The sequence below is a fragment of the Promicromonospora sp. NPDC057488 genome, assembly GCF_042802395.1.
GTDB lineage: Bacteria > Actinomycetota > Actinomycetes > Actinomycetales > Cellulomonadaceae > Promicromonospora.
Window position 1 is genome coordinate 1 of sequence record NZ_JBHVEG010000113.1, and the last position, 20,192, is coordinate 20,192.

The window sequence follows — 20,192 nt, forward strand, 5'->3', positions numbered from 1 at the left end:
GACTATCAAGCACACTGTTGAGTTCTCAAACAACCGACGCACACCGTCAGTTCGCAATCTTCCCGATCGCTTCCCTGTCCGGGGCAGTTCCTTAAACTTACCAGGCCCTTTCGGACTTTTCCAAATCCCCGCCCGGCCCGAGAGCCGGCGAGAATTCTTCGAGAACCCGAAGGAATTCTGATCCCATTTTTCGCCGACCAACCCGATTCGAAAACCAAGGTGATCTGCAGAGGAAGGGAACCATCCGAGAGAACCGCGGACCTAACCGCGTCATCCCCGTTCGGAGGCAACCTCTGTAACTTACCCTACCACGCTCCCCGGCGCAAGCATCCTGTTCAGGATGCAAACCTCGGGGTGCCTGTCCGGCAAGCCCACCCCCGCTCCAGAGCGCACGAGGCCCTCTGAGATCTTCAGGTGGTTTCCGCCCCGGGACCGGCCAGTCACGCTCTTCGCGCTTCCTGTCCGTGTCTCCCTGTCGGGCGAACAACCGGAACAGTACACAGCCATCGCCGTTCACGCAAAATCAACTTGCGGTGGGGCTCCTCGTACCCGTCCGGTGTCCGAGAAGCCCCACCGGAAGCCGGTGTCGTCACTCCACGGTGACGGACTTCGCCAGGTTCCGCGGCTTGTCCACGTCGTGCCCCAGCGACAGCGCCGCGTGATACGCCAGCAGCTGCAGCGGCACCGTCAGCAGCAGCGGGTCGAGCTCCCGCTCGTTGCGCGGCACCTCGATGCGCTCCGCGCGCAGCTCGCCCAGGTCCACGCCCGGGTGCGTCACGACCACCAGGGGGCCGCCGCGGGCGGCGATCTCGTGGAGGGCTGCCACGTTGCGGTCGGTCAGCTCGTCGTCCGGAACGATTGCGACCGTGGGCACCTCGGACGAGATGAGCGCCAGCGGCCCGTGCTTCAGCTCGGACATCTGGTACGCCTCGGCGTGCCGGTAGCTGATCTCCTTGAACTTCTGCGCACCCTCGCGCGCCACCGGGTAACCGCGCACCCGGCCGACGAAGAACAGGCTCTCGGCCACGGCCAGCGACTTGGCGGCCTGCGCGATCCGCTCCTCGCCGTCGAGCACCTGCTCGATCTGGGCCGGCAGGGCCTGCAGGCCCGCCACGAGCCGGCGTCCGTCGGCCACCGAGAGGTCGCGTACCCGCCCGAGCTGGAGGGCCAGGAGCGCGAAGCCCACGAACATCGTGGTGAGCGCCTTGGTTGAGGCGACAGCGATCTCGGGGCCCGCGTGCAGGTAGATCCCGCCGTCGCAGGCGCGGGCGATGGCGGAGCCCACCACGTTGACCAGGCCGATCACGCGGCCGCCCTTGCGCTTGATCTCCTCGACCGCCAGCAGCGTGTCGATGGTCTCGCCGGACTGGCTCACCGCGACGTACAGGGTGTCCGGCTCGATCACGGGGTCGCGGTAGCGGAACTCGCTCGCGGCCTCGGCGTCGGCGGGGACGCGGGCGAGCTCCTCGACGAGCGAGGCGCCCATCTGGCCCACGTAGTACGCCGAGCCGCAGCCCAGGATCTTGACCCGGCGCACGGCCCGCAGCTCGCGGGCATCCATCTCGAGGCCGCCCAGGTGGGCGGTCGCGAACCGCTCGTCCAGCCGCCCGCGCAGCGCGCGCTCCACGCTGGCCGGCTGCTCCAGCATCTCCGTGTACATGCGCGGCCGGCCGTCGATCTGCCCGTGCTCGTAGGCGCTGGGGTCGACGTCGACCTCGCGTGCCGTGGTCTGGGTGCGGGTCAGGTCGCGGCGGAACGTGGTGAAGCCCGCCGCCGTGACGGTCGCCAGCTCGCCGTCGGCCAGGTGGGCCACCGTGGTGGTGTGCCGCACGAGGGCTGCCAGGTCCGAGGCGACGAACATCTCCTTCTCCCCCACGCCGACCAGCAGCGGGCTGCCGTTGCGCGCCACCACCACCCGGTCCGGGAAGCCGGCGTGCACGACGGCGAGGCCGTAGGTGCCCTCCACCGCGTCCAGCGCGTCGACGACCTTGCCCTCCAGGGTGTCCGCTCCCGACAGGGCGACGAGGTGCGCGAAGACCTCGGTGTCGGTGTCGCTCACGAGCTCCACCCCCTCGTCGGTCAGGCGGGCCCGCAGCGCGGCGGCGTTGTCGATGATGCCGTTGTGCACCACCGCCACCGTGCCGCTCGCGTCGGTGTGCGGGTGGGCGTTCACGTCGGTCGCGGGACCGTGCGTGGCCCAGCGGGTGTGCCCGATGCCCACCCGGCCGGAGGTGCGCTTGGGCAGCACCTCGGCCAGGTCCCGGACCCGCCCGGCACGCTTGGTGACCTTCAGCTGCGAGCCGACGACGGCGACGCCCGCCGAGTCGTACCCGCGGTGCTCCAGCCTGCCGAGCGCCTCGACGAGCAGCGGCGCCGCGTTCTGGCCGCCGACGTAACCGACGATTCCACACATGTTGGTGCTCCTTCGAAGTGATGGGCGCGGGGCTCAGCCGTAGATCGTCCGGCGCAGCTGCCGCTCGCTGAGGCGGGGCGCCGCGACGACCCGCTGCTCGAGCTCGGCGGCGATCCGCGCGAAGATCTCGGGGTTCTTGGCCCCGTGCGTCTTCAGCTCGGCGTGCCGCCGCCGGACGACGTCCTCCACCGGTTCGGCGTAGTAGGCGACCACGTCGCCGATCACGCGCGCCGCCTCGGCGGGCGTGAGTCCGGTGGTCGCCGCGACCTGGGCGACGAGGTCGGAAGACGTCCTCATGTCGCCGAGCCTCGCTCATCAAGCGGCCGAACGACAACTTCTTGCCCGGAATCGGGCAAGATCCGACTTCACTGATTCGAGGGACAGGTCGGAGCAATCTCTCCGGGCAGACGAACGGCGGCCGCCCGCTTCTCAGCAGGCGGCCGCCGTCCGGCACCGGTGTGGTCAGGCGGTCACTCCGAGGCGGCGACCGCCAGGGTCTTCTTTCCGCGGCGCAGGACCGCGAATCTGCCGTGCAGGAGGTTCTCGTCCGTCAGGGCCTGGTCCTCGGCGGTGACCTTGACGTTGTTCACGTAGGCACCGCCCTCCTTGACCGCGCGGCGTGCTTCGCCCTTGGAAGCGACGATCCCCGAACCCGCGAGCAGGTCGACGATCAGGTCGCCGGCCTTGGCAGTGACACGCGGCAACTCACCCACAGCACCCGCCAGGATCCTCTCGTCCAGGCCGTCCAGCTCGCCGCGGCCAAAGAGAGCCTGGCTGGCGTCGATCACTGCCTGCGTCGCGGCCGCACCGTGCACCAGCGTGGTGACGTCACCCGCGAGCGCCTTCTGGGCCTCGCGGGCGAACGGACGCTCCGCCACCTCCGCCTCCAGCGCCGCGATCTCCTCGCGGGAGCGGAACGTGAACACCTTGAGGTAGTTCACGACGTCGGCGTCGGCCTGGTTGAGCCAGAACTGGTAGAAGGCGTAGGGGCTGGTCATCTCGGGGTCGAGCCAGATGGAGCCGCCCTCGGACTTGCCGAACTTGGTGCCGTCGGCCTTGGTGATCAGCGGCGTGGTCAGGGCGTGCGCGCTGACGCCCTCGGCCTTGCGGATCAGCTCGACGCCGGCCAGCAGGTTGCCCCACTGGTCGTTGCCGCCGAGCTGCAGGCTGATCCCGTGCCGCCGGTACAGCTCGCGGTAGTCCATGCCCTGCAGCACCTGGTAGCTGAACTCGGTGAAGCTGATGCCCTCGTCCGAGGCGAGCCGCCGCGCCACGATGTCCTTGGACAGCATGGTGCCCATCCGGAAGTGCTTGCCGATGTCGCGCAGGAACTCGATCGCGGACATCGGGGCGGTCCAGTCGAGGTTGTTCACCATGCTCGCGGCGTTGTCACCCTCAAACGACAGGTGCGGCTCGATCTGGGCGCGGATGCGCTCCACCCAGCCGGCGACCACCTCGGGCGAGTTGAGCGTGCGCTCGCCCGAGTCGCGGGGGTCGCCGATGAGGCCCGTGGCTCCGCCGACCAGCAGGTAGGGCCGGTGGCCGGCGTCCTGCAGGCGGCGGGCGGTGAGGACCTGGACGAGGTTGCCGATGTGCAGCGACGGCGCCGTGGGGTCGAAGCCCACGTAATAGTCGACGGTGCCCTCCGACAGTGCAGAACGCAGCGCGGCCTCGTCGGTGGACTGTGCCACCAGGCCTCGCCATTGCAGCTCGTCGAAGATGTGGGTCACCGTGGATGCTCCTTCTTAAGGGGAAGACCGGTCGTTGTCGGTCAGGTGTTGCTCGGCGGGCTCGTCGGCCCGATGGTCATAGTCTGCCCGACGGCGGCGCTGGGCTCGGCCTCATTCCATCCCGGCGCGCTCGCGCGCCTCCGGGCTCACGGGCCTGAACAGGTTCACCAGGGTGCCGTCGGGGTCGCGGACGAGCAGCGAGCGGTTGCCCCAGGGCATGGTGGTCGGCGGGGTCACGGTCTCGACCGTGTCGTCGAGCCGCGCGAACAGGGCGTCCACGTCGTCGACGAGGAACTCCACGATCGCCGTGCGGTTGGCCGCGGGGCTCGCGGAGCCGGGGCCGAAGAACTGGACCGTCCGGGTGCTGCCGATCGCGAGGGTGCCCCGGTCGGTCCGCAGCTCGGCGAAGTCGGGTGCCGGCCGCTGCGCCGTGACCCCGGTGACGCGTTCGTAGAAGGCCGTCAGCCGGTCGACGTCGTCGGTGATGAGGCGCACGGAGGCAAGAGTGGCGTGGGGCATGGTGGTGGACCTCCCGGTCATGGGCCACGGTCTCTCCGTGACTCGTGACCAGCCTCCGCCGGCTCCGCGACACCCCGCTGTCGGTGTTTCCGCGGGCGGCCGAGGAGCTCGGGTCAGCCCAGGAGCGTCAGGGTGCGCAGGTCGCCGTCGGGCACCTGGACGTCCTCCGGCCGGACGACGCGGCGGGGCGCGCGCTCGCTCGTGGCCGTGACCCGGTCGACGCGGTCGAGGCGGAAGGCACGGATCCCGTCGCGCAGCCGGCACCAGGCGAGCGGCTGACCTCGAACCGGTCGGCCAGCCACGACGCGCTCCGCGGACGCGGGGCGACGGCCCGCAGCTCCTCCACGATCGCGTACAGGCGGTCGGTCCGGTTCACCCCGCGAGCCTATGCGGCACGGGGGCGGGACCCACCTTCTTCCCAATCCAACGATTATCGATTACTCTCCCTGAGACGTCACTCCACACCCGTACTGCCACACGTCGCGGCCCACGCACAGCAGCGTCCCGCGGCACCCCCCGAGAGGATCAACGATGATCAAGCACCACACCCTCGTGAGCGTCGGCACGCTCACGGTGGCCGCCCTCGCCCTGACCGGCTGCGCCTCCGGCGGCGGCGACAGCGCCGGCGGCACCACCGAGCTGAGCCTGCTCGTCAACGTCACGCCCAACCTCACCGAGGAGTTCTGGAACGAACTCGTCGCGCCGTTCGAGGAGGCCAACCCCGGGATCGACGTCGTCGTGCAGAACCCGGGCGCCGAGGGTGTGGCTGCCGCGCTCCCCCGGCTGCTGACCGCGGGCGACGCGCCCGACGTCGTGCAGTCGCTGCCGCCCACGGTCGACCTGGCGCCCGAGCTGGTGGACCTGTCGCAGTACGACTGGGCCACCGGCGGCCCGCTGGCCGACCAGTACTCGATCGACGGCAAGTACTACATGGCCGGCATCGGCTTCCAGCTGCAGAGCCTGTGGTTCTACAACAAGACCGCCTTCGAGGAGGCGGGGATCACCGAGACGCCCGCCACTGTCGAGGAGCTCACCGCCGCGCTAGGCAAGCTGAAGGACGCCGGCTGGACGCCGATCCAGACCGGTGGCGACTGGATGACCAGCCACTCGCTGCAGACCCTGGGCCTGCCGACGGTCGTGGGGCAGGACCCGGACTGGTTCGCGAGCATGAGCGCCGGCGAGGCGACCTTCGCGCAGACGTACGGCCCCGCCGTGGAGACGTACGCCCGCTGGGTGGCCGACGGCTACGTGCCCAAGGACGCCCTGGGCATCAAGTACCCGGACGCCGAGCAGGCGTTCCTGTCGGGCAAGAGCGCGATCTACCCCATGGGCAGCTGGTTCGCCGGCACCGAGGCCAAGGCCGAGGAGAAGGCCGAGATCGGCGTCTTCGCCGCCCCCGCGGCCGACGGCGTCGCGACCCCCGCCATGGGCGCCAACATCGCCAGCCCGTACTCGATCCTGAAGACCAGCAAGGACACGGACGCGGCGGCCAAGCTCGTCGAGTTCCTCGTGACCGACCAGACGGCGGTGGCCGACCAGCTCGAGGTCGACGGCAACTTCCGCGACGGCTACGAGTACGAGATGGACGAGCTGGGCCAGGAGCTGCAGCAGATCGTGGCCGACACCCCCGCCGAGGCCTACACGCCGACCGGCCAGGGCTACGGCGAGCGCACCCTGCCCACCGGCTACTCCGACGAGATCAACGCCCAGACCCAGGCCCTGATCGGCGGCACCGGCGCCGCCGACGTCGGCACGGCCATGGACGACTGGTTCGCCGCGACCATCGGCTGACCCCCCGCTAGCTGACAGGTGACCGACATGGCAGACACGCTCACCGTCGTGCCGCACCCCCGCCGCCGCTCGGCGGCGCGGGTGTGGCGCGACCGCCTCCCCGGGATCGTCATGGGCGGCCCCGCCGTCCTGGTGTTCCTGGCGATGTTCATCGTCCCGATGTTCCTCGCGTTCGTGCTGAGCCTGACCGACTGGAACGGCTACAGCCTGAACTTCACGTTCATCGGGCTCGACAACTACGCCGAGGCGTTCCGCAACCCCCGCACGGTCGACGCCGCGATCTTCACCGCGGTCGTCGCGTTCTTCGGCACGGTGCTGTGCAACGGCGTCGGGCTCACGATCGCGGCCCTCATCTCGGGCTCCGGCCGGGCGAACACGCTGATGCGCACGATCTTCTTCTACCCGTACATCATCAGCGCGCTGATCATCGGGTTCCTCTGGTCGGCCATGCTGGCGCCGGAGGGCGCCGTCAACGGCCTGCTCGGTCACCTCGGCGCGCCACCGGTCCCGTTCCTCACGGAGGTCGCGTTCGCCAAGGCGAGCGTGATCCTCACGATCGTGTGGTCGCACTTCGGCTTCAACATGATCCTGTTCCTGGCCGGCATCAAGTCCGTGCCGACCGAGTACTACGAGGCCGCCACGGTGGACGGCGCCTCGAAGTGGCAGCAGTTCCGCAACGTGACGCTGCCGCTGATCGCCCCCGTGTTCACCGTGAACCTGGTGCTCACGCTCGTGGGGCTGCTCAAGGTGTACGACATCGTGCTGGCGCTGACCGACGGCGGCCCCGCCGGGTCCACCCAGACGATCGTCTACCAGATCCTGCGGGACTCGTTCGCGCAGTCCGAGCTCGGGTTCGGCGCGGCGCAGTCGGTGATCCTGCTGCTGGTCACGGCCGTGCTCGGCCTCGCGGTGACGTTCGCCCGGCGCGGCGCGGAGCAGAAGGTGGCCGACTGATGCGCAGATACCCGACCCCACGGCGCCGGCTGCGTGCCCCCGGCGTGGGCACCGTGCTCAAGTGGGTGCTGCTCGGTGCGGCCGCCCTGGTCATGCTGGTGCCGCTCTACATCATGGTGATCAACGCCTTCAAGCCGCAGGAGGCGATCATCGCCTCGCCCCTGGCGATCGGTCCCGACACGTTCAGCCTGGAGTACCTCCAGGCGGCGCTGACGAGCGAGAAGTTCAACGTGGTGCGCGCGTACGGCGTCACGCTGCTGTTCGTCGCGCTGGTCAACGTGTTCGGCATCGCGCTGGCCGCGCCCGTGGCGTACGTGATCGCGCGCGGCCGGTCGAAGTGGCACCTGGGGCTGCTGCTCCTGTTCGTCTCCGGGCTGTTCATCCCGGGCCAGGTGACGCTGATCCCCGTCGTGTTCGTGCTGCGCGTGCTGGGGCTGATCAACACGATCCCCGGCTTCATCCTCTTCGAGACGGCCGCCACGCTGCCGGTCACGATCTTCCTGTTCGCCGCCTACCTGAAGACCGTGCCGCGGGACATCGACGAGGCGGCGTCCCTGGACGGCGCGGGCAAGATCCGGGCGTTCTGGTCCTGCATCTTCCCGATCATGCGGCCCGTGGTGGCAACGATCGTGGTGCTCAACTCGATCAGCGTCTGGAACGACTTCGTCAGCCCGCAGATCATCCTGGGCCCCGGCTCCGGCATCTACACGGTGACCACGGGCGTGTACGCGGCGGTCGGCGAGTTCTCGACGGACTACACCACGGTCTTCCCCACGCTGCTGCTCGCGGTGACCCCCGCGATCCTGTTCTTCGTCCTCATGCAGCGGCACATCATCGGCGGCCTGGTCGCCGGGGCGACGAAGGGCTGAGGCGATGCGGATCCCCACCACCCCCCTGACCGAGGTGCCCGCCTGGGCCGTGCTCGAACGCCGCCTGTTCGACGCGACCGAGGAGGCCTGGCGCCTGTTCGCGCGGCGGTACTGCGGTCCCGACGGCCGCATCCTGCACGCGGGCGGTTTCGAGCACCGCGACGGCGTGGACGACCTCTACGAGCCGTTCTTCAACTGGCCGGCCTTCTACGCCCTGGGCGGCAGCGACGACGTGCTCGACGCCGCCAAGCACCACTTCGAGGGCGTGACGGCGCAGCTCACCGAGGCCGGCATGCTCAGCAACGAGTACGAGAACGGGTACGACTGGTTCCACCAGGGCGAGTCGCTCCTGTTCTTCTACGGCCTGTGCGCCGCCGACCCGGGCGACGAGCGGTTCGCCGAGCGCGCCCGGCGGTTCGCCCGGCTGTACACGGACCCGGAGCACGGCAACTACGACCCGGCGCGCAACATCGTCACCGCGCCGCACAACGGGGCCCGCGGCCCCCTGCCCGGGCTGGGCCCCGAGTGGCTCACCTATCCGGCGTCGCTCGACTACATGAGGGCCTATGGCCTCCCGCTGCACGGGCTGCCGGGCATCACCCGCTGGTCCGACCTGGAGGACCCGGCCAAGGCCCAGCTCATGGGCGACGAGATGCAGCGCCGCGCCGCCGGCGACACCGCCGTCAACCTCGCGGCCACCTCCCTGGTGACCAACTCCTGGCTGTACGACGGCGACGTCGCGTCCGCCGAGTGGGTGGCCCGGTACGTCGGCGGCTGGAGCCAGCGGGCCGCCGCCGCGGGCGGGCTCATGCCGGACAACGTGGCGCCCGACGGCGTCGTCGGCGGGCTGCACGACGGCGCCTGGTACGGCGGGCACTACGGCTGGACCTGGCCCCACGGCCTGCACTCGGTGGGCATGAGTTCGCTGATCGGCGCGATCAACGCGTCGTTCGTCTCGGGTGCGGCGGCCGGTCCGGGCGCGGTGCCCGGGGCGGCCCGCGACGACGGCCCGCTCGACCTGGTGCGCACCATGCTCGACACGGTGCTGGACCAGGCGATCACCGCGCCCGTCACCGAGACCCCGTTCAGCCTGCGTGGGAGCTGGCTGGAACGGCTCGGGGCGCACGCCGCCGAGCCCGCGCTGCTCGTGCCCTACCGGTACGGCGCCGAGGGCTGGTTCGACTTCGGCCCCCTGCAGCTCGACCTGCCGACCTGGCTGTGGTGGTGGACCCGCGACCCCCGCGACCGCGAGCGCCTGGACCGCGTGCTCGACGGCACGCCCGGCGCCCGCGAGGTCCGGCCGTTCCGGGACAAGGTCGAGGCCGGCCACGAGGGCCCGTGGCTGACGTTCCTCGACGGCGCGCTCCCGGACTACCCGGAGCGGGCGCTGTCGATGGCGCTCGGGCAGCTCGCCCGCCGGGTCGCGGTGATGGAGGCCGAGCCCGTGGACCCGGACACCGTGCACCTGCACTTCTGGCAGCGGGCCAACCCCGTGGTCACGGAGGTGCTGGGGCAGCTCGTCACGGGTACGCCCCAGACGCTCTACAACGGGGGCCTCCCGTTCGCCGCCGTGAGCTACACCGACGCCGACCGGTCGCGCCCTGGCCTGCCGCCCGACGTCGCGGCCCTGGTCACCCGGCTGGACGGCGACCCACAGGCGGGCCGCGTCGAGCTGTCCTTGGTCAATCTGTCCCCCACGCGCGCCCGCCGGGTGCGGGTGCGGCCGGGCCGGTTCGGGGAGCAGCGCCTGACCGGCGTCGTGACGCGGGCCGAGGCCGGCGGCGTCTACCCGGGCCCGTCGACGGCGTCGGCCGGGCGTGCCGGTACGCCCACCTCGGCGACCGTGCCGCTGGACGCCGCCGACCTGCTCGTGGAGCTGCCACCCTCCCACCGCGCCGACCTGGTGCTGCTGACCGCCCCCGCCGCTACCGCGCCGCGCCACGAGCGCGGCGCCACCATCCACCCCCAGCCCCGAGAAGGAGCATCCTCATGACCGAAGCGCTCACCAGGACCGGCGCCGACAGCCTGCCCGTCGACCCCGCCGCGGGACTGGTCCGGCCGGACGTCAGCCTCCCCGTGCGGGGTGAGCCGTTCGAGCGGGCCGACGCCGGCACGCTGGCCCGGCTGGGCGAGGTGTCCTCGGCCACGGCCTGCGCCAAGCTGCACGGGCTGGGGATCCGCCGCTCGTTCGTCGAGGGCCCGCGTCCCCTGTCACCCGGTTACCGGGTGGTCGGCTCGGCCCTCACGCTGCAGTTCATGCCGCAGCGCGAGGACCTGGCCGCGGGCGACGAGCAGGAGTACGTGGAGCGGCACACCGCCCTGTGGCACGTGCTGGAGACCACGCAGCCGGGCGACGTGCTGGTGGTCCAGGCCTTCGGCAGCCGCTTCTCGGGCTGCCTGGGCGACATCCTGGCGCGCTACTTCCAGCGCAAGGGCGGGGCCGGCGTCGTCGTCGACGGCCGGATCCGCGACTCGGGGAAGATCCGCGACCTGGGGCTGCCCGTGTGGTCCACCGGCGTCACGCCCCACTACGCCTCCCAGTCCGAGCTGTTCCCCTGGGCGTTCGACGTGCCCGTCGCCGTGGGCGGCGTGCTGTGCATGCCTGGCGACCTCGTGGTCGCCGACGACGACGGCCCCGTCATCGTGCCGCGCGCGATGGCCGACCAGGTGATCGACTCGGCCAGCGACCACGAGGAGTGGGAGGTGTTCAGCCGGCAGCGCCTCGACGAGGGCGCGCGGCTGAGCGACTACTACCCGCTGACCCCCGACACCCGAGGGGAGTTCGAGGCATGGCGCTCCGCGCAGCCCTCCGCCCGCTGAGCCCGGCCGGGCACGCGCCCGGCCCCGAGGCGGCGGTGACCACCACGTTCGGCCTGGGCTGCGCGCCCATCGGCAACCTGTTCGTCCCCGTGGCCGAGGCCGCCGCCGAGGCGACCGTGGGCCGCGCCCTGGAACGTGGCGTGCGGTTCTTCGACACCGCCCCGCACTACGGCGAGGGCGTCAGCGAGCGACGGCTGGGCGCCGCCCTGACGGGCGTCGACCGCGACACCGTGGCGATCGCCACCAAGGTGGGGCGCACCATCGTGGACGCCGACGGCGCGCCCGTGCCGGTCGGCGGCACCGGGGTCGGCACGGTCGGGGACCTGAGCCGCGACGGCGTGCTGCGCTCGCTGGAGGGCAGCCTGCTGCGGCTCGGCACCGACCGCGTGGACCTGCTGTACCTGCACGACCCGCACGACGTCGACGCCGCGCTGCGCGGCGCCCTGCCCGCGCTCCTGGAGCTGCGCGAACAGGGCGTGGTGCGCGCGGTCGGCGTGGGCATGGGGCACAACGCCCCGGTGGCGCGCCTGGTGCGGGAGGCCGCGGAAGCGCTCGACGTGGTCATGCCCGCAGGGCGGGTCACGCTGCTGGACCGCACGGCCGAGGCCGACCTGCTCCCCGCCGCGCGCGAGCGGGGCGTGGGCGTGATCGCCGCGGGCGTGTACAACTCCGGGGTGCTCGCCGACCCGGTGGCCGCGCCGTTCTTCGAGTACCACGCCGCCAGCGCGGAGCAGGTGGACCGGGCGCTGCGCATGGCCGCCGCGTGCGCGGCCGCCGGGCTGCCCCTGGCGGCAGTCGCCGCGCGGTACCCGCTGCGGGTCGCGGGGGTCGAGGCCGTCGTCGTGGGGGCGCGGACCCCGGCCGAGGTCGACGGTTTCGCCGACGCCGCCGCGGCCGACGTGCCCGAGGAGCTGTGGGCCGCCCTGGACGCGGCCCGGGCATGAGCGCTTCTCCCGGAGCGGGCGCGGGCCCGCCGGCCGGCGGGATCGTCGACGCCCACGTGCACCTCTGGGACACCGGGGCGATGCGGATCTCCTGGTTCGCCGACCGCCTGGGCCTGCCCCGGCGGGTCGGCCCGGCGGACCTGGCCCGCGCCGTGGCGACCGCCCCGGTGCCGGTGCGCGCCGCCGTCGCCGTCCAGGCCGCGGACACCGAGGGCGAGGCCCGCTGGCTCGCCGCTCGCGCCGCGGCCCACGGCCCGCTGCCCGGGCCCGTCGTGCCGCAGTACGACGCCCGCCCAGGCGACCCGGCCGCCTGGGCGGGCATGGCCCAGCCCCTGCTCGACGACGGCGTGCCCGTCGCGGGCCTCCGGCTCGCCGTCCCGGGCGGCGCCGCCGACCTGTCCGACGTCGCCGGGCTGGACGCCCTGTGCGCCGGGCTCGCCGGCACCGGCCGGGTGCTGGAGACGCTCGTGCGCCCCGCGCAGCTCCCCGCCGTCGCCGCGCTGGCCGACCGGCACCCGGAGCTGGACGTCGTCGTCTGCCACCTGGGTCTCGGCACCGGGCCGCCCGACGCGGCGTGGCGCGCCGCGCTCGCCGACGCCGCCGCGCGACCCCGCGTGCACGCCAAGGTGTCCGGCCTCCACACCACCGCCGAGGGCGACGCCGAGCGGGTCGCCGCGATCGCGCGCGCCGCCGTCGACCTGCTGGGGACGGAACGGCTGCTGTTCGGCAGCGACTGGCCGATGTCGGCGCGGGTCGCGCCGTACGCCGAGATCGTCGGGCGCACCACCCGCGCGCTCCCCCGGCTCGACGACGTCGCGGCGTCGGCCCTGTGGTCGGGTACGGCCGCGCGGCTCTACGGGATCACGGGTTGACGGGAGTGCCCGGCCGGGCGGCGGCGCGCACCATCACGAGGGCGACGTCGTCGTCGGCCGTGGCGGAGAGCATGCCGCTCAGGGCCGCCTCGACGACGGTCCCGAGGTCGGCCGTGTGGGTACCCTCGAGCACCTTGGCGAGCAGGTCCAGGCGCACGCGCAGGCGGTCGTCCCGCGTCTCGACCAGCCCGTCGGTGTAGAGCACCAGCGTGTCGCCGGGGCGGAGGTGGGCCACGTGGTCGCGGCGGCGCGTCCCCGGGTCCATGCCGAGCAGCAGGTCGTTGCGCACCCGGAGGATCTCCGTCGTGCCGTCGGCCCGGACGACGACCGGGGGCAGGTGCCCCGCGCTGGACCACCGCACCGCGCGCGCCTCGTCCCCGCCCGGCCCGTCCGGCTGCTCGACGCACGCCACGAGCGCGGTGGCCGTCGCGGAGGCACCGAGGGCGAGACCGTCGATGGCCGCGTCGACCCGCTCCAGCACCCGGGCGGGCGTCTCCTGGCTGTCGTACCCGATGGCCCGCACCAGGGAGCGGATCTGTCCCATGGCGACGGCGGCGTCGAGGTCGTGGCCGATCACGTCGCCGATGACCACGGTGGTGGCGCCGTCCCGCGTGGTGAACGCGTCGTACCAGTCGCCGCCGATGTCCCGCTCGACCGCGGCCGGCTGGTAGTGCACGACCACCTCCAGGTCGTCGAGCCGCGGCGGGTCGGTCAGCACGGCCTGCTGCAGCGCCAGCGACACCTCGGTGGCGCGGGCACGCTGTTCCTCCGAGTGCACGGCCCGCAGCCGCAGCGCGTCGTCGTGCACGCGGCGCCGGACGACGTCGCGCAGCGCCGACGAGACCGTCGTGGACAGGACCACCATGAAGCGGGCGTAGTCCGCGTCCCACGGCCGCGCCGCGGAGCCGCACAGGACGAGCGCGGCGATGACGCCGCTCCCCTGACCGGACTTCACGGGCTTGACCACCATCCCGGGCACCACCTGGCGCCGGCCGGTGCGCAACGCGCGGACGACGAGGCGCAGCTCGCTCGGCCCCCTGGCGTCCCCGGCCTCCAGGACCGCCTCGGGGCCGCTCGCGGTGTAGACGGCGACCCGGGCGACGTCCGGGCTCGCGGCCAGGACGCCGAACACGGGCTGGGCGAAGGTCCGCAGGTCGGTGAACGTGACGGGCAGGGCCCCGTGGACCGCGCTGAGCAGCGACAGCCGCCGCTGGTTGACGACCTCGTGCGTGGTCTCGGTCGCGATGTCCAGCACGCCGACGACGCGGCCGTCGTCGTCGGACAGTGGGCTGTAGGAGAAGGTGAAGTAGGTCTCCTCGGCGTACCCGGACCGGTTCATCAGCAGGTACATGTCCCGGTGGAGCGACGGCTCCCCCGTGGCCAGCACGGCGTCGAACAGGGGGCCGATGTCGTCCCAGATCTCCGCCCAGACGACCCGGGCGGGGGCGCCCAGCGCGACCGGGTGCTTGTCCGTGCCGAGCATGTCCCGGTAGCCGTCGTTGTAGATCAGCGTCAGGTCCGGGCCCCAGACCATCATCACCGGGAACCGGGTCGAGTAGCACAGGCGCACGGCATGGCGCAGCGACTCCGGCCACGCGCTGGGCGGACCGAGCGGCGTGGCCTCCCACGCGACGGTCCGGGCCTCGTGGCCGACGGCGCTGCGTGCCGTCGCCTCCTCGAACCACCCTGATTCCACACGCGAATCGTAACGATCGCACCACGCCAGGCCAGCCCCCGAGCGGGTGAGACCGAGTTGTCCCGGTTCGTTCCGCGGTGCCGGTCAGCCGGCGGCGGGCCCCTCGTCGGGGCCGTCGCCGTCCAGCAGGGTCCCCGCCGCGTGCGCCTCGAACAGCGCCGACGCCGCGTCGGGGTCCCCGGCGTCCAGCACGTCGAGCAGGCTGCGGTGCCAGTCCGCCACCTGGTGCCAGTCGCCCGTGAACTCAGGGTCGCCGAGCAGGTGCATGGAGCGCAGGCTCGGCTCGATGATGTCCCACATGCGCGGCAGGTAGGTGTTGCCGCTCGCCTCGATGATCGCCCGGTGGAACCCGAAGTCGAGCTCGCGGAACGCGGGCAGGTCCTGGGCGTCCACCGCGGTGTGCATCGCGGCGATGACCTCCTCGAGCCGGGCCCGCGTCTCCGCCGTCAGGCGGCCGCAGGTGAGCCGGCCCGCGAGCGCCTCCAGCGCGACGCGGGCCTGCTTGGCCTGCTGGGCCTCCTCGTCGGAGTGCTTGGTCACGAAGTTGCCCTGGTGGCGCACGTGCGTGACCAGCCCCTCGTGCGCGAGCTGCTTGAGCGCGTCGCGCACGGGGGCCTGGCTCACCCGCAGGCGGCGGGCGAGCTGGGACTCCACGAGCTGCTCTCCCGGGGCGAGCTGCGACGACTTGATCATCGACTTGACGAGGTCGTAGATCTGGTCGGACAGCAGCCCGCGCTCGAGTCCCGGGATACCGCTCAGCGCATCAGTCATCCGGCCAGCCTAGCGCCATTATCGACAATCGTTTGTGTACCCGACCGGTAGGCCGCGAGCCACGCGTCGGCGATGGCGCGCGAGCCGGTGGGCGTGGGGTGCACGCCGTCGGGCGCGAGCGACTCGGCCCCGGCGGGGCCCGCCGCCTCGGCCGCGGCGGTGAGCAGGGCGTGCAGCGGGACCAGGGCGGCCCCCGTCTCCGCGGCGAGGCGGGTGACGACGTCGCGCTTGCCCGCGAGGTCGTCGAGCCAGTCGTGCTGCTCGGCGCGCACCGGCAGCAGGAACGGCTCGATCAGGACCAGGCGCGGGGTGCCGGGCACGCGGTCCAGGAGCCGGCGGTAGGCGGCCTCGAAGTCCGCGGCGCTCGTGGGGTCGTCGCGGTCGAAGCGGCGCCAGGTGTCGTTGACGCCCACGTACAGCGTGAGCACGTCGGGCGCGGAGGCGGCGACGTCCCGGTCCCAGCGGGCCTCCAGGTCGACGGCGCGGTCGCCCCCGACGCCGAGGTTGCGCACCTCCGCCCCGGGCAGGTCGCCCGCGACGAGGCTGACGTAGCCGTCGCCGAGCGACGCGGCGTCCGCCCGGTCGCGGCCGGCGTCGGTGATCGAGTCGCCGACGAAGACGAGTCGTCCGACGCCGTTGCCGCTCGTCGTGTCGCTGGTGATACCGCTGGTCATGGAGCACTCCTTCGTGTGATGAACAGGTCCGACCGTACCGGGAGCACCGGCACCCTCATTGTCAGCGATTATCGATTAATGTAGCATCGCTCCCGCTGCCAGCCGTAGGTCGACGTCGACCCGCAGTCCGTGACCATCACCGAAGAGGTCGGAGCACTCGCAATGAAGCGACAACTGTCAGCCCTGCTCGCCGCCGCCGTCGCCACGTGCGTCGTCGGCGCGGCAGCCACCAGCGCGGCCGCCGCGGCGGTCCCGCAGACCGGGGCGCAGCACGCGCCCGCGATCACCACCGACGACAGACCCGACAGACCCTCCCCCGGCAAGCAGGACCGGAAGCAGGACGGGAAGGGCAAGGGCCACGGCAAGCCGGGCAAGCCCAAGCCCGGCAAGCCCGGCAAGGGCCCGCACGCCCCCGGCATCCAGGGCTCGATCTACCTCGCCCCGGACGGCGACGACGCCGCCGCCGGCACCGAGGCCGCGCCGCTCGCCACGCTGGAGGCCGCCCGCGACGCCATCCGCGCGCTGCGCGCCGCGGACAACCTCCCGGACGACGGCGTGACCGTCTACCTGCGCGAGGGCACGTACGAGCGGTCGGCGTCGTTCACCCTCGGCGCCGAGGACTCCGGCACCGCGGACGCGCCCATCACCTACCGCTCCTACCCGGGCGAGACCGCGACGGTCTCGGGCGGCAAGGAGCTGCCGTACGACGGCTTCTCCCCCGTGACCGACCAGGCCGTGCTCGACCGCGTCATCGAGACGTCGGCGCGCGACGACATCCTGCAGATCGACCTGGGCGAGCTCGGCATCGACGACTACGGCCAGCTCAGCCGGCACGGGTACTGGAAGGCCAACGACGTCAGCACCACCCCGCCGATGGAGCTGTACGTCGACGGCCAGGACATGACGCTCGCCCGCTGGCCCAACGCCGGCGCCGTGCAGGACACCGTGCAGATGAACAAGATCATCGACGCCGGCCCCACCAAGGACGACGCCGACCTGCAGGACCGCGGCGGCACGTTCAGCTACTCCTACGACCGGCCGCAGCACTGGGGCCAGGCCGACGACATCTGGCTGGACGGCATCTTCGGCCAGAGCTGGGAGTGGTCGTACAACAAGATCGAGTCGATCGACACCGACGCGCGCACCATCACGCTGCGCTACGGCGAGATGTCGGGCCTGATGAAGACCTGGTACCCCGACTTCCACTTCGCGCAGAACCTGCTGGAGGAGCTCGACGCCCCCGGCGAGTACTTCATCGACCGCGCGACGGGCGTCCTGTACCTGGTGCCGAACGCGTCGTTCCTCGCGGAGCGCGGCGCGCCCGTCGTCACCACGCTCGACGAGCCGATGATCCGCACGGACGGCACCTCGTACGTGACGTTCGACGACCTGGTGCTCGACTACGGGCGCGCGAACGCGGCAGTCATCCTCGGCGGCAGCCACGTGACCGTGTCGAACAGCGACATCCAGAACTTCACCGACGGCGGGGTGCTCGTCAACTCCCCCGGCCGGTACACCTACGACGGCATCCCGGTGAACCGTGGCGGCACGGACCACGCCGTCGTCTCCAACGACATCCGCCACGTGGGCGGCGTCGGCGTGGTGCTGCAGGGCGGGAACAAGACCACCCTGGCACCCGGTAACAACCGGGTCGAGGACTCCCACATCCACGACTTCGCCTACTACCACAAGGCCTACAACCCGGGCGTGATGTTCGACGGCGTGGGCAACGTGGCGCGCGGCAACGAGATCAACGATGCCCCGCACCCGGGCATCATCGTGCACGGCAACGACCACCTGTTCGAGCAGAACGAGGTCTACGACGTCTGCAAGACGTTCCAGGACCTCGGCGCGATCTACATGAACTCGGGCGAGACGCCGCAGCAGCGCGGCCACGTGTTCCGGCAGAACTACTTCCACGACGTGGGCCTGACGAAGCACGGCGTGGAGGGCATCTACGCCGACAACTTCACGTGGGACCTGAACATCGAGCAGAACGTGTTCGTGAACATGGGCAACGACGCGATCAAGTCCGGCTCGGCCGACTACATCGACGCCGTGAACAACGTGTTCGTCGACACCACGGTGCCGTACGACAACTACACGCAGTGGATGGGCGACGGCGAGGGCAACACGGTCGACCGCGTGTACATGCCCAAGTGGGAGAAGGTGTTCGCGGACAACGGCGACTTCGCCGGGACGCCGTACCTGACGAAGTACCCCGAGCTGGGGCACTTCTTCGAGGACAACCACTACTTCCCGGACCACAGCTCGTTCGACCGGAACGTGATCTGGAACCCGAACCGCACCCGCAACCCGGACGTCAACGCCGAGGGCGCCCTGGACACGAAGAACCTGCTCAACTACGGCGACAACTGGGTGACGGACGCCGACCCCGGCTTCGTCGACGCGGCGAACGGCGACTGGTCGTTCACCGCGGACGCCGCCGTGTTCGACCAGATCCCCGGCTTCGAGGCCATCCCGTTCGACGAGATCGGCACCGACGGGCACGTCGGGCAGTCGCAGACGCCGGACGAGGTGGCCCTGGAGTCGCTGGCGCTGCCCGGCGACCAGCTCACGATCACGCTGGGCGACGAGCTCTCGGTGGCGGCGCAGGCCGTGCCGTGGAACGCGACGAACCAGGCCGTGACCTACACCTCCAGCGACCCGGAGGTCGCGACGGTCAGCGCCTCCGGCGTGCTCACCGCGATCGGCCCGGGCGAGCTGGTCGTGACCGTCGAGTCGAAGGCCGACCCAGGCATCCGCGACGAGATGACGGTCACCGTGGCAGCCGGCGACGGCGTGCTGCACCGGACCGACTTCGAGTCGGGCGCGAACGGCTGGCCCACCGACGCCAACCGCGCGATCGTCGACGACGGCACGGGCGACCACGTCCTGCGCATCAAGAACGGGGCCAACACGCAGCTCGACCGGCAGTTCTCGCAGTACGCGCTGGACTTCACCGTCACCACTCCGGCCGAGGTGCCCGAGGGCGGGCAGCTGCTCGTCTACGACCGTACGGGCGCGACGCCGGGCGGGTACGTCCGGTACCGGCACGCGGCGGCCGGGTCCACGTGGACGATCTTCGACTCCGCGTGGGGCACCGTGAAGCAGGTGACCCTGCCCGCGGGCGAGGGGCTGGCGCCGGGCACGCAGTACGACGTGCGCGTGGTCGTCACGGCGGACGGCGTGCGGGTGCTGCTCGACGGCGAGGTCGTCGTCGAGGGTGCCAACCCGGCGCCCACGGCGGCCGGCAAGGTCGGCTTCTACGTGCAGGGCTTCACCGCCCTGGACTTCGACGACGTCACGTTCTCGCTGGTGGGGGTGGACCCCACGAGCGTGACGCTCGCGCCGTCGGCCGCCACGATCGAGCCGGGCGAAACCTGGGAGCTCGACGCCACGTTCACCCCGGCCGACGCGACCCGCACCGGCCTGGAATGGACGTCGAGCGACGAGGGGGTGGCCACCGTGGCGGACGACGGCACGGTCCGCGGCGTCGCGGCCGGCACCGCGACCATCACGGCGACGTCGACGGCAGTGCCCGGCCTGACGGCGTCCTCCACCGTGACCGTGCGGGCGGCCGACCACCCGGTGACCGACCTGGGCGCCGAGATCCTCGACGCGGCGGCGTGGGCGCCGTCCGGCGGGGTGACCGTCGCGGACGGCGTGGCGAAGCTCGCCCCGCGCAGCGCCTCCGGGTTCGCCCCGGCGACGTTCGGCGACGAGCTGCTGCGGTTCGACTCGTCGTTCGGCGACTTCAACGGCGGCTGGTTCGGGTTCTCGGTGCGCTCGAAGACCGCGGGCAACCCGGTGTGGACCAACAGCAGCTCGGGCTACCTGGTGGTCATCAAGGAGGACGTCATCGAGATGCAGCGGTGGAAGCCCGACGTCTTCATGATCGACGTGTTCCCCAACACGGTGATCGAGCCGAACTCGTCGCACGAGATCACGTTCGGCAGCGTGGCCGTCGAGGGCGGCACCCGCGTGGTGCTGCGCGTTGACGGCGAGCCGGTGTGGAGCTACCTCGACGACACCCCGGACAACCCGCTGGCGGCGCCGGGCTACTTCACGGTCTACCGCCAGGGCCCGGCGGGCGAGATGAGCATCTCCCCGGCGAGCTGATCCCCTACGTGTCGGAC

Annotated in this window: 16 protein-coding genes; 8 read left to right on the plus strand and 8 right to left on the minus strand. The window is 72.0% G+C overall.

The window, feature by feature from the left end:
- Positions 1–589: 589 nt before the first annotated feature.
- From glmS to ACFU5G_RS20370, 5 genes are all read right to left on the minus strand, one after another.
- Positions 590–2,413 (minus strand): glutamine--fructose-6-phosphate transaminase (isomerizing), encoded by a 1,824-nt coding sequence (glmS, locus tag ACFU5G_RS20350; protein ID WP_377248872.1) that lies wholly within the window; start codon positions 2,411–2,413, stop codon positions 590–592.
- Between the two features lie 33 nt (positions 2,414–2,446).
- On the minus strand, positions 2,447–2,710 hold the full coding sequence (locus ACFU5G_RS20355) for a hypothetical protein (protein ID WP_377248875.1): 264 nt from the start codon (positions 2,708–2,710) through the stop codon (positions 2,447–2,449).
- A gap of 173 nt (positions 2,711–2,883) precedes the next feature.
- A complete protein-coding gene (gene tyrS, locus ACFU5G_RS20360) occupies positions 2,884–4,143 on the minus strand; it encodes a tyrosine--tRNA ligase (protein ID WP_377248878.1) in 1,260 nt (419 codons plus the stop codon).
- Positions 4,144–4,254: 111 nt separating this feature from the next.
- Positions 4,255–4,662: a VOC family protein gene (locus ACFU5G_RS20365; RefSeq protein WP_377248881.1), complete on the minus strand. Its 408-nt coding sequence runs from the start codon at positions 4,660–4,662 to the stop codon at positions 4,255–4,257.
- Between the two features lie 113 nt (positions 4,663–4,775).
- Positions 4,776–4,964, minus strand: coding sequence for a WYL domain-containing protein (locus ACFU5G_RS20370; RefSeq protein ID WP_377248884.1), 189 nt, complete (start codon positions 4,962–4,964; stop codon positions 4,776–4,778).
- Between the two features lie 229 nt (positions 4,965–5,193).
- On the opposite strand from ACFU5G_RS20370, the gene ACFU5G_RS20375 reads away from it, so the two are divergent.
- The 7 genes from ACFU5G_RS20375 to ACFU5G_RS20405 are packed head-to-tail and all read left to right on the plus strand — an operon-like array spanning position 5,194 to position 12,912.
- A complete protein-coding gene (locus tag ACFU5G_RS20375; protein WP_377248887.1) occupies positions 5,194–6,453 on the plus strand; it encodes an ABC transporter substrate-binding protein in 1,260 nt (419 codons plus the stop codon).
- Between the two features lie 27 nt (positions 6,454–6,480).
- On the plus strand, positions 6,481–7,407 hold the full coding sequence (locus tag ACFU5G_RS20380; protein WP_377248890.1) for a carbohydrate ABC transporter permease: 927 nt from the start codon (positions 6,481–6,483) through the stop codon (positions 7,405–7,407).
- Positions 7,407–8,276, plus strand: a complete 870-nt coding sequence (locus ACFU5G_RS20385; protein WP_377248893.1) for a carbohydrate ABC transporter permease — start codon at positions 7,407–7,409, stop codon at positions 8,274–8,276. Before ACFU5G_RS20380 ends, ACFU5G_RS20385 begins: the two co-directional genes overlap by 1 nt.
- Before the next feature lie 4 nt (positions 8,277–8,280).
- Positions 8,281–10,269, plus strand: a complete 1,989-nt coding sequence (locus tag ACFU5G_RS20390; protein ID WP_377248896.1) for a hypothetical protein — start codon at positions 8,281–8,283, stop codon at positions 10,267–10,269.
- The gene (locus ACFU5G_RS20395; protein ID WP_377248899.1) at positions 10,266–11,096 is read left to right on the plus strand and encodes a ribonuclease activity regulator RraA; all 831 of its coding nucleotides are present in this window, start codon (positions 10,266–10,268) and stop codon (positions 11,094–11,096) included. Before ACFU5G_RS20390 ends, ACFU5G_RS20395 begins: the two co-directional genes overlap by 4 nt.
- On the plus strand, positions 11,066–12,040 hold the full coding sequence (locus tag ACFU5G_RS20400) for an aldo/keto reductase (RefSeq protein ID WP_377248902.1): 975 nt from the start codon (positions 11,066–11,068) through the stop codon (positions 12,038–12,040). Before ACFU5G_RS20395 ends, ACFU5G_RS20400 begins: the two co-directional genes overlap by 31 nt.
- Positions 12,037–12,912, plus strand: coding sequence for an amidohydrolase family protein (locus tag ACFU5G_RS20405; protein ID WP_377248904.1), 876 nt, complete (start codon positions 12,037–12,039; stop codon positions 12,910–12,912). The genes ACFU5G_RS20400 and ACFU5G_RS20405 overlap by 4 nt, the downstream gene beginning before the upstream one ends.
- On the opposite strand, the gene ACFU5G_RS20410 is transcribed toward ACFU5G_RS20405, so the two are convergent.
- The 3 genes from ACFU5G_RS20410 to ACFU5G_RS20420 all read right to left on the minus strand — a co-directional run bounded on the left by ACFU5G_RS20410 (position 12,902) and on the right by ACFU5G_RS20420 (position 16,053).
- The gene (locus ACFU5G_RS20410) at positions 12,902–14,608 is read right to left on the minus strand and encodes a SpoIIE family protein phosphatase (protein WP_377248907.1); all 1,707 of its coding nucleotides are present in this window, start codon (positions 14,606–14,608) and stop codon (positions 12,902–12,904) included. The genes ACFU5G_RS20405 and ACFU5G_RS20410 overlap by 11 nt on opposite strands.
- Before the next feature lie 84 nt (positions 14,609–14,692).
- Positions 14,693–15,379: a GntR family transcriptional regulator gene (locus ACFU5G_RS20415; protein WP_377248910.1), complete on the minus strand. Its 687-nt coding sequence runs from the start codon at positions 15,377–15,379 to the stop codon at positions 14,693–14,695.
- On the minus strand, positions 15,376–16,053 hold the full coding sequence (locus tag ACFU5G_RS20420; RefSeq protein WP_377248913.1) for an SGNH/GDSL hydrolase family protein: 678 nt from the start codon (positions 16,051–16,053) through the stop codon (positions 15,376–15,378). Before ACFU5G_RS20420 ends, ACFU5G_RS20415 begins: the two co-directional genes overlap by 4 nt.
- Before the next feature lie 162 nt (positions 16,054–16,215).
- On the opposite strand from ACFU5G_RS20420, the gene ACFU5G_RS20425 reads away from it, so the two are divergent.
- Complete coding sequence (locus ACFU5G_RS20425; protein WP_377248916.1) at positions 16,216–20,175, plus strand: Ig-like domain-containing protein; 3,960 nt, start codon at positions 16,216–16,218, stop codon at positions 20,173–20,175.
- The last annotated feature ends 17 nt before the right edge of the window (positions 20,176–20,192 follow it).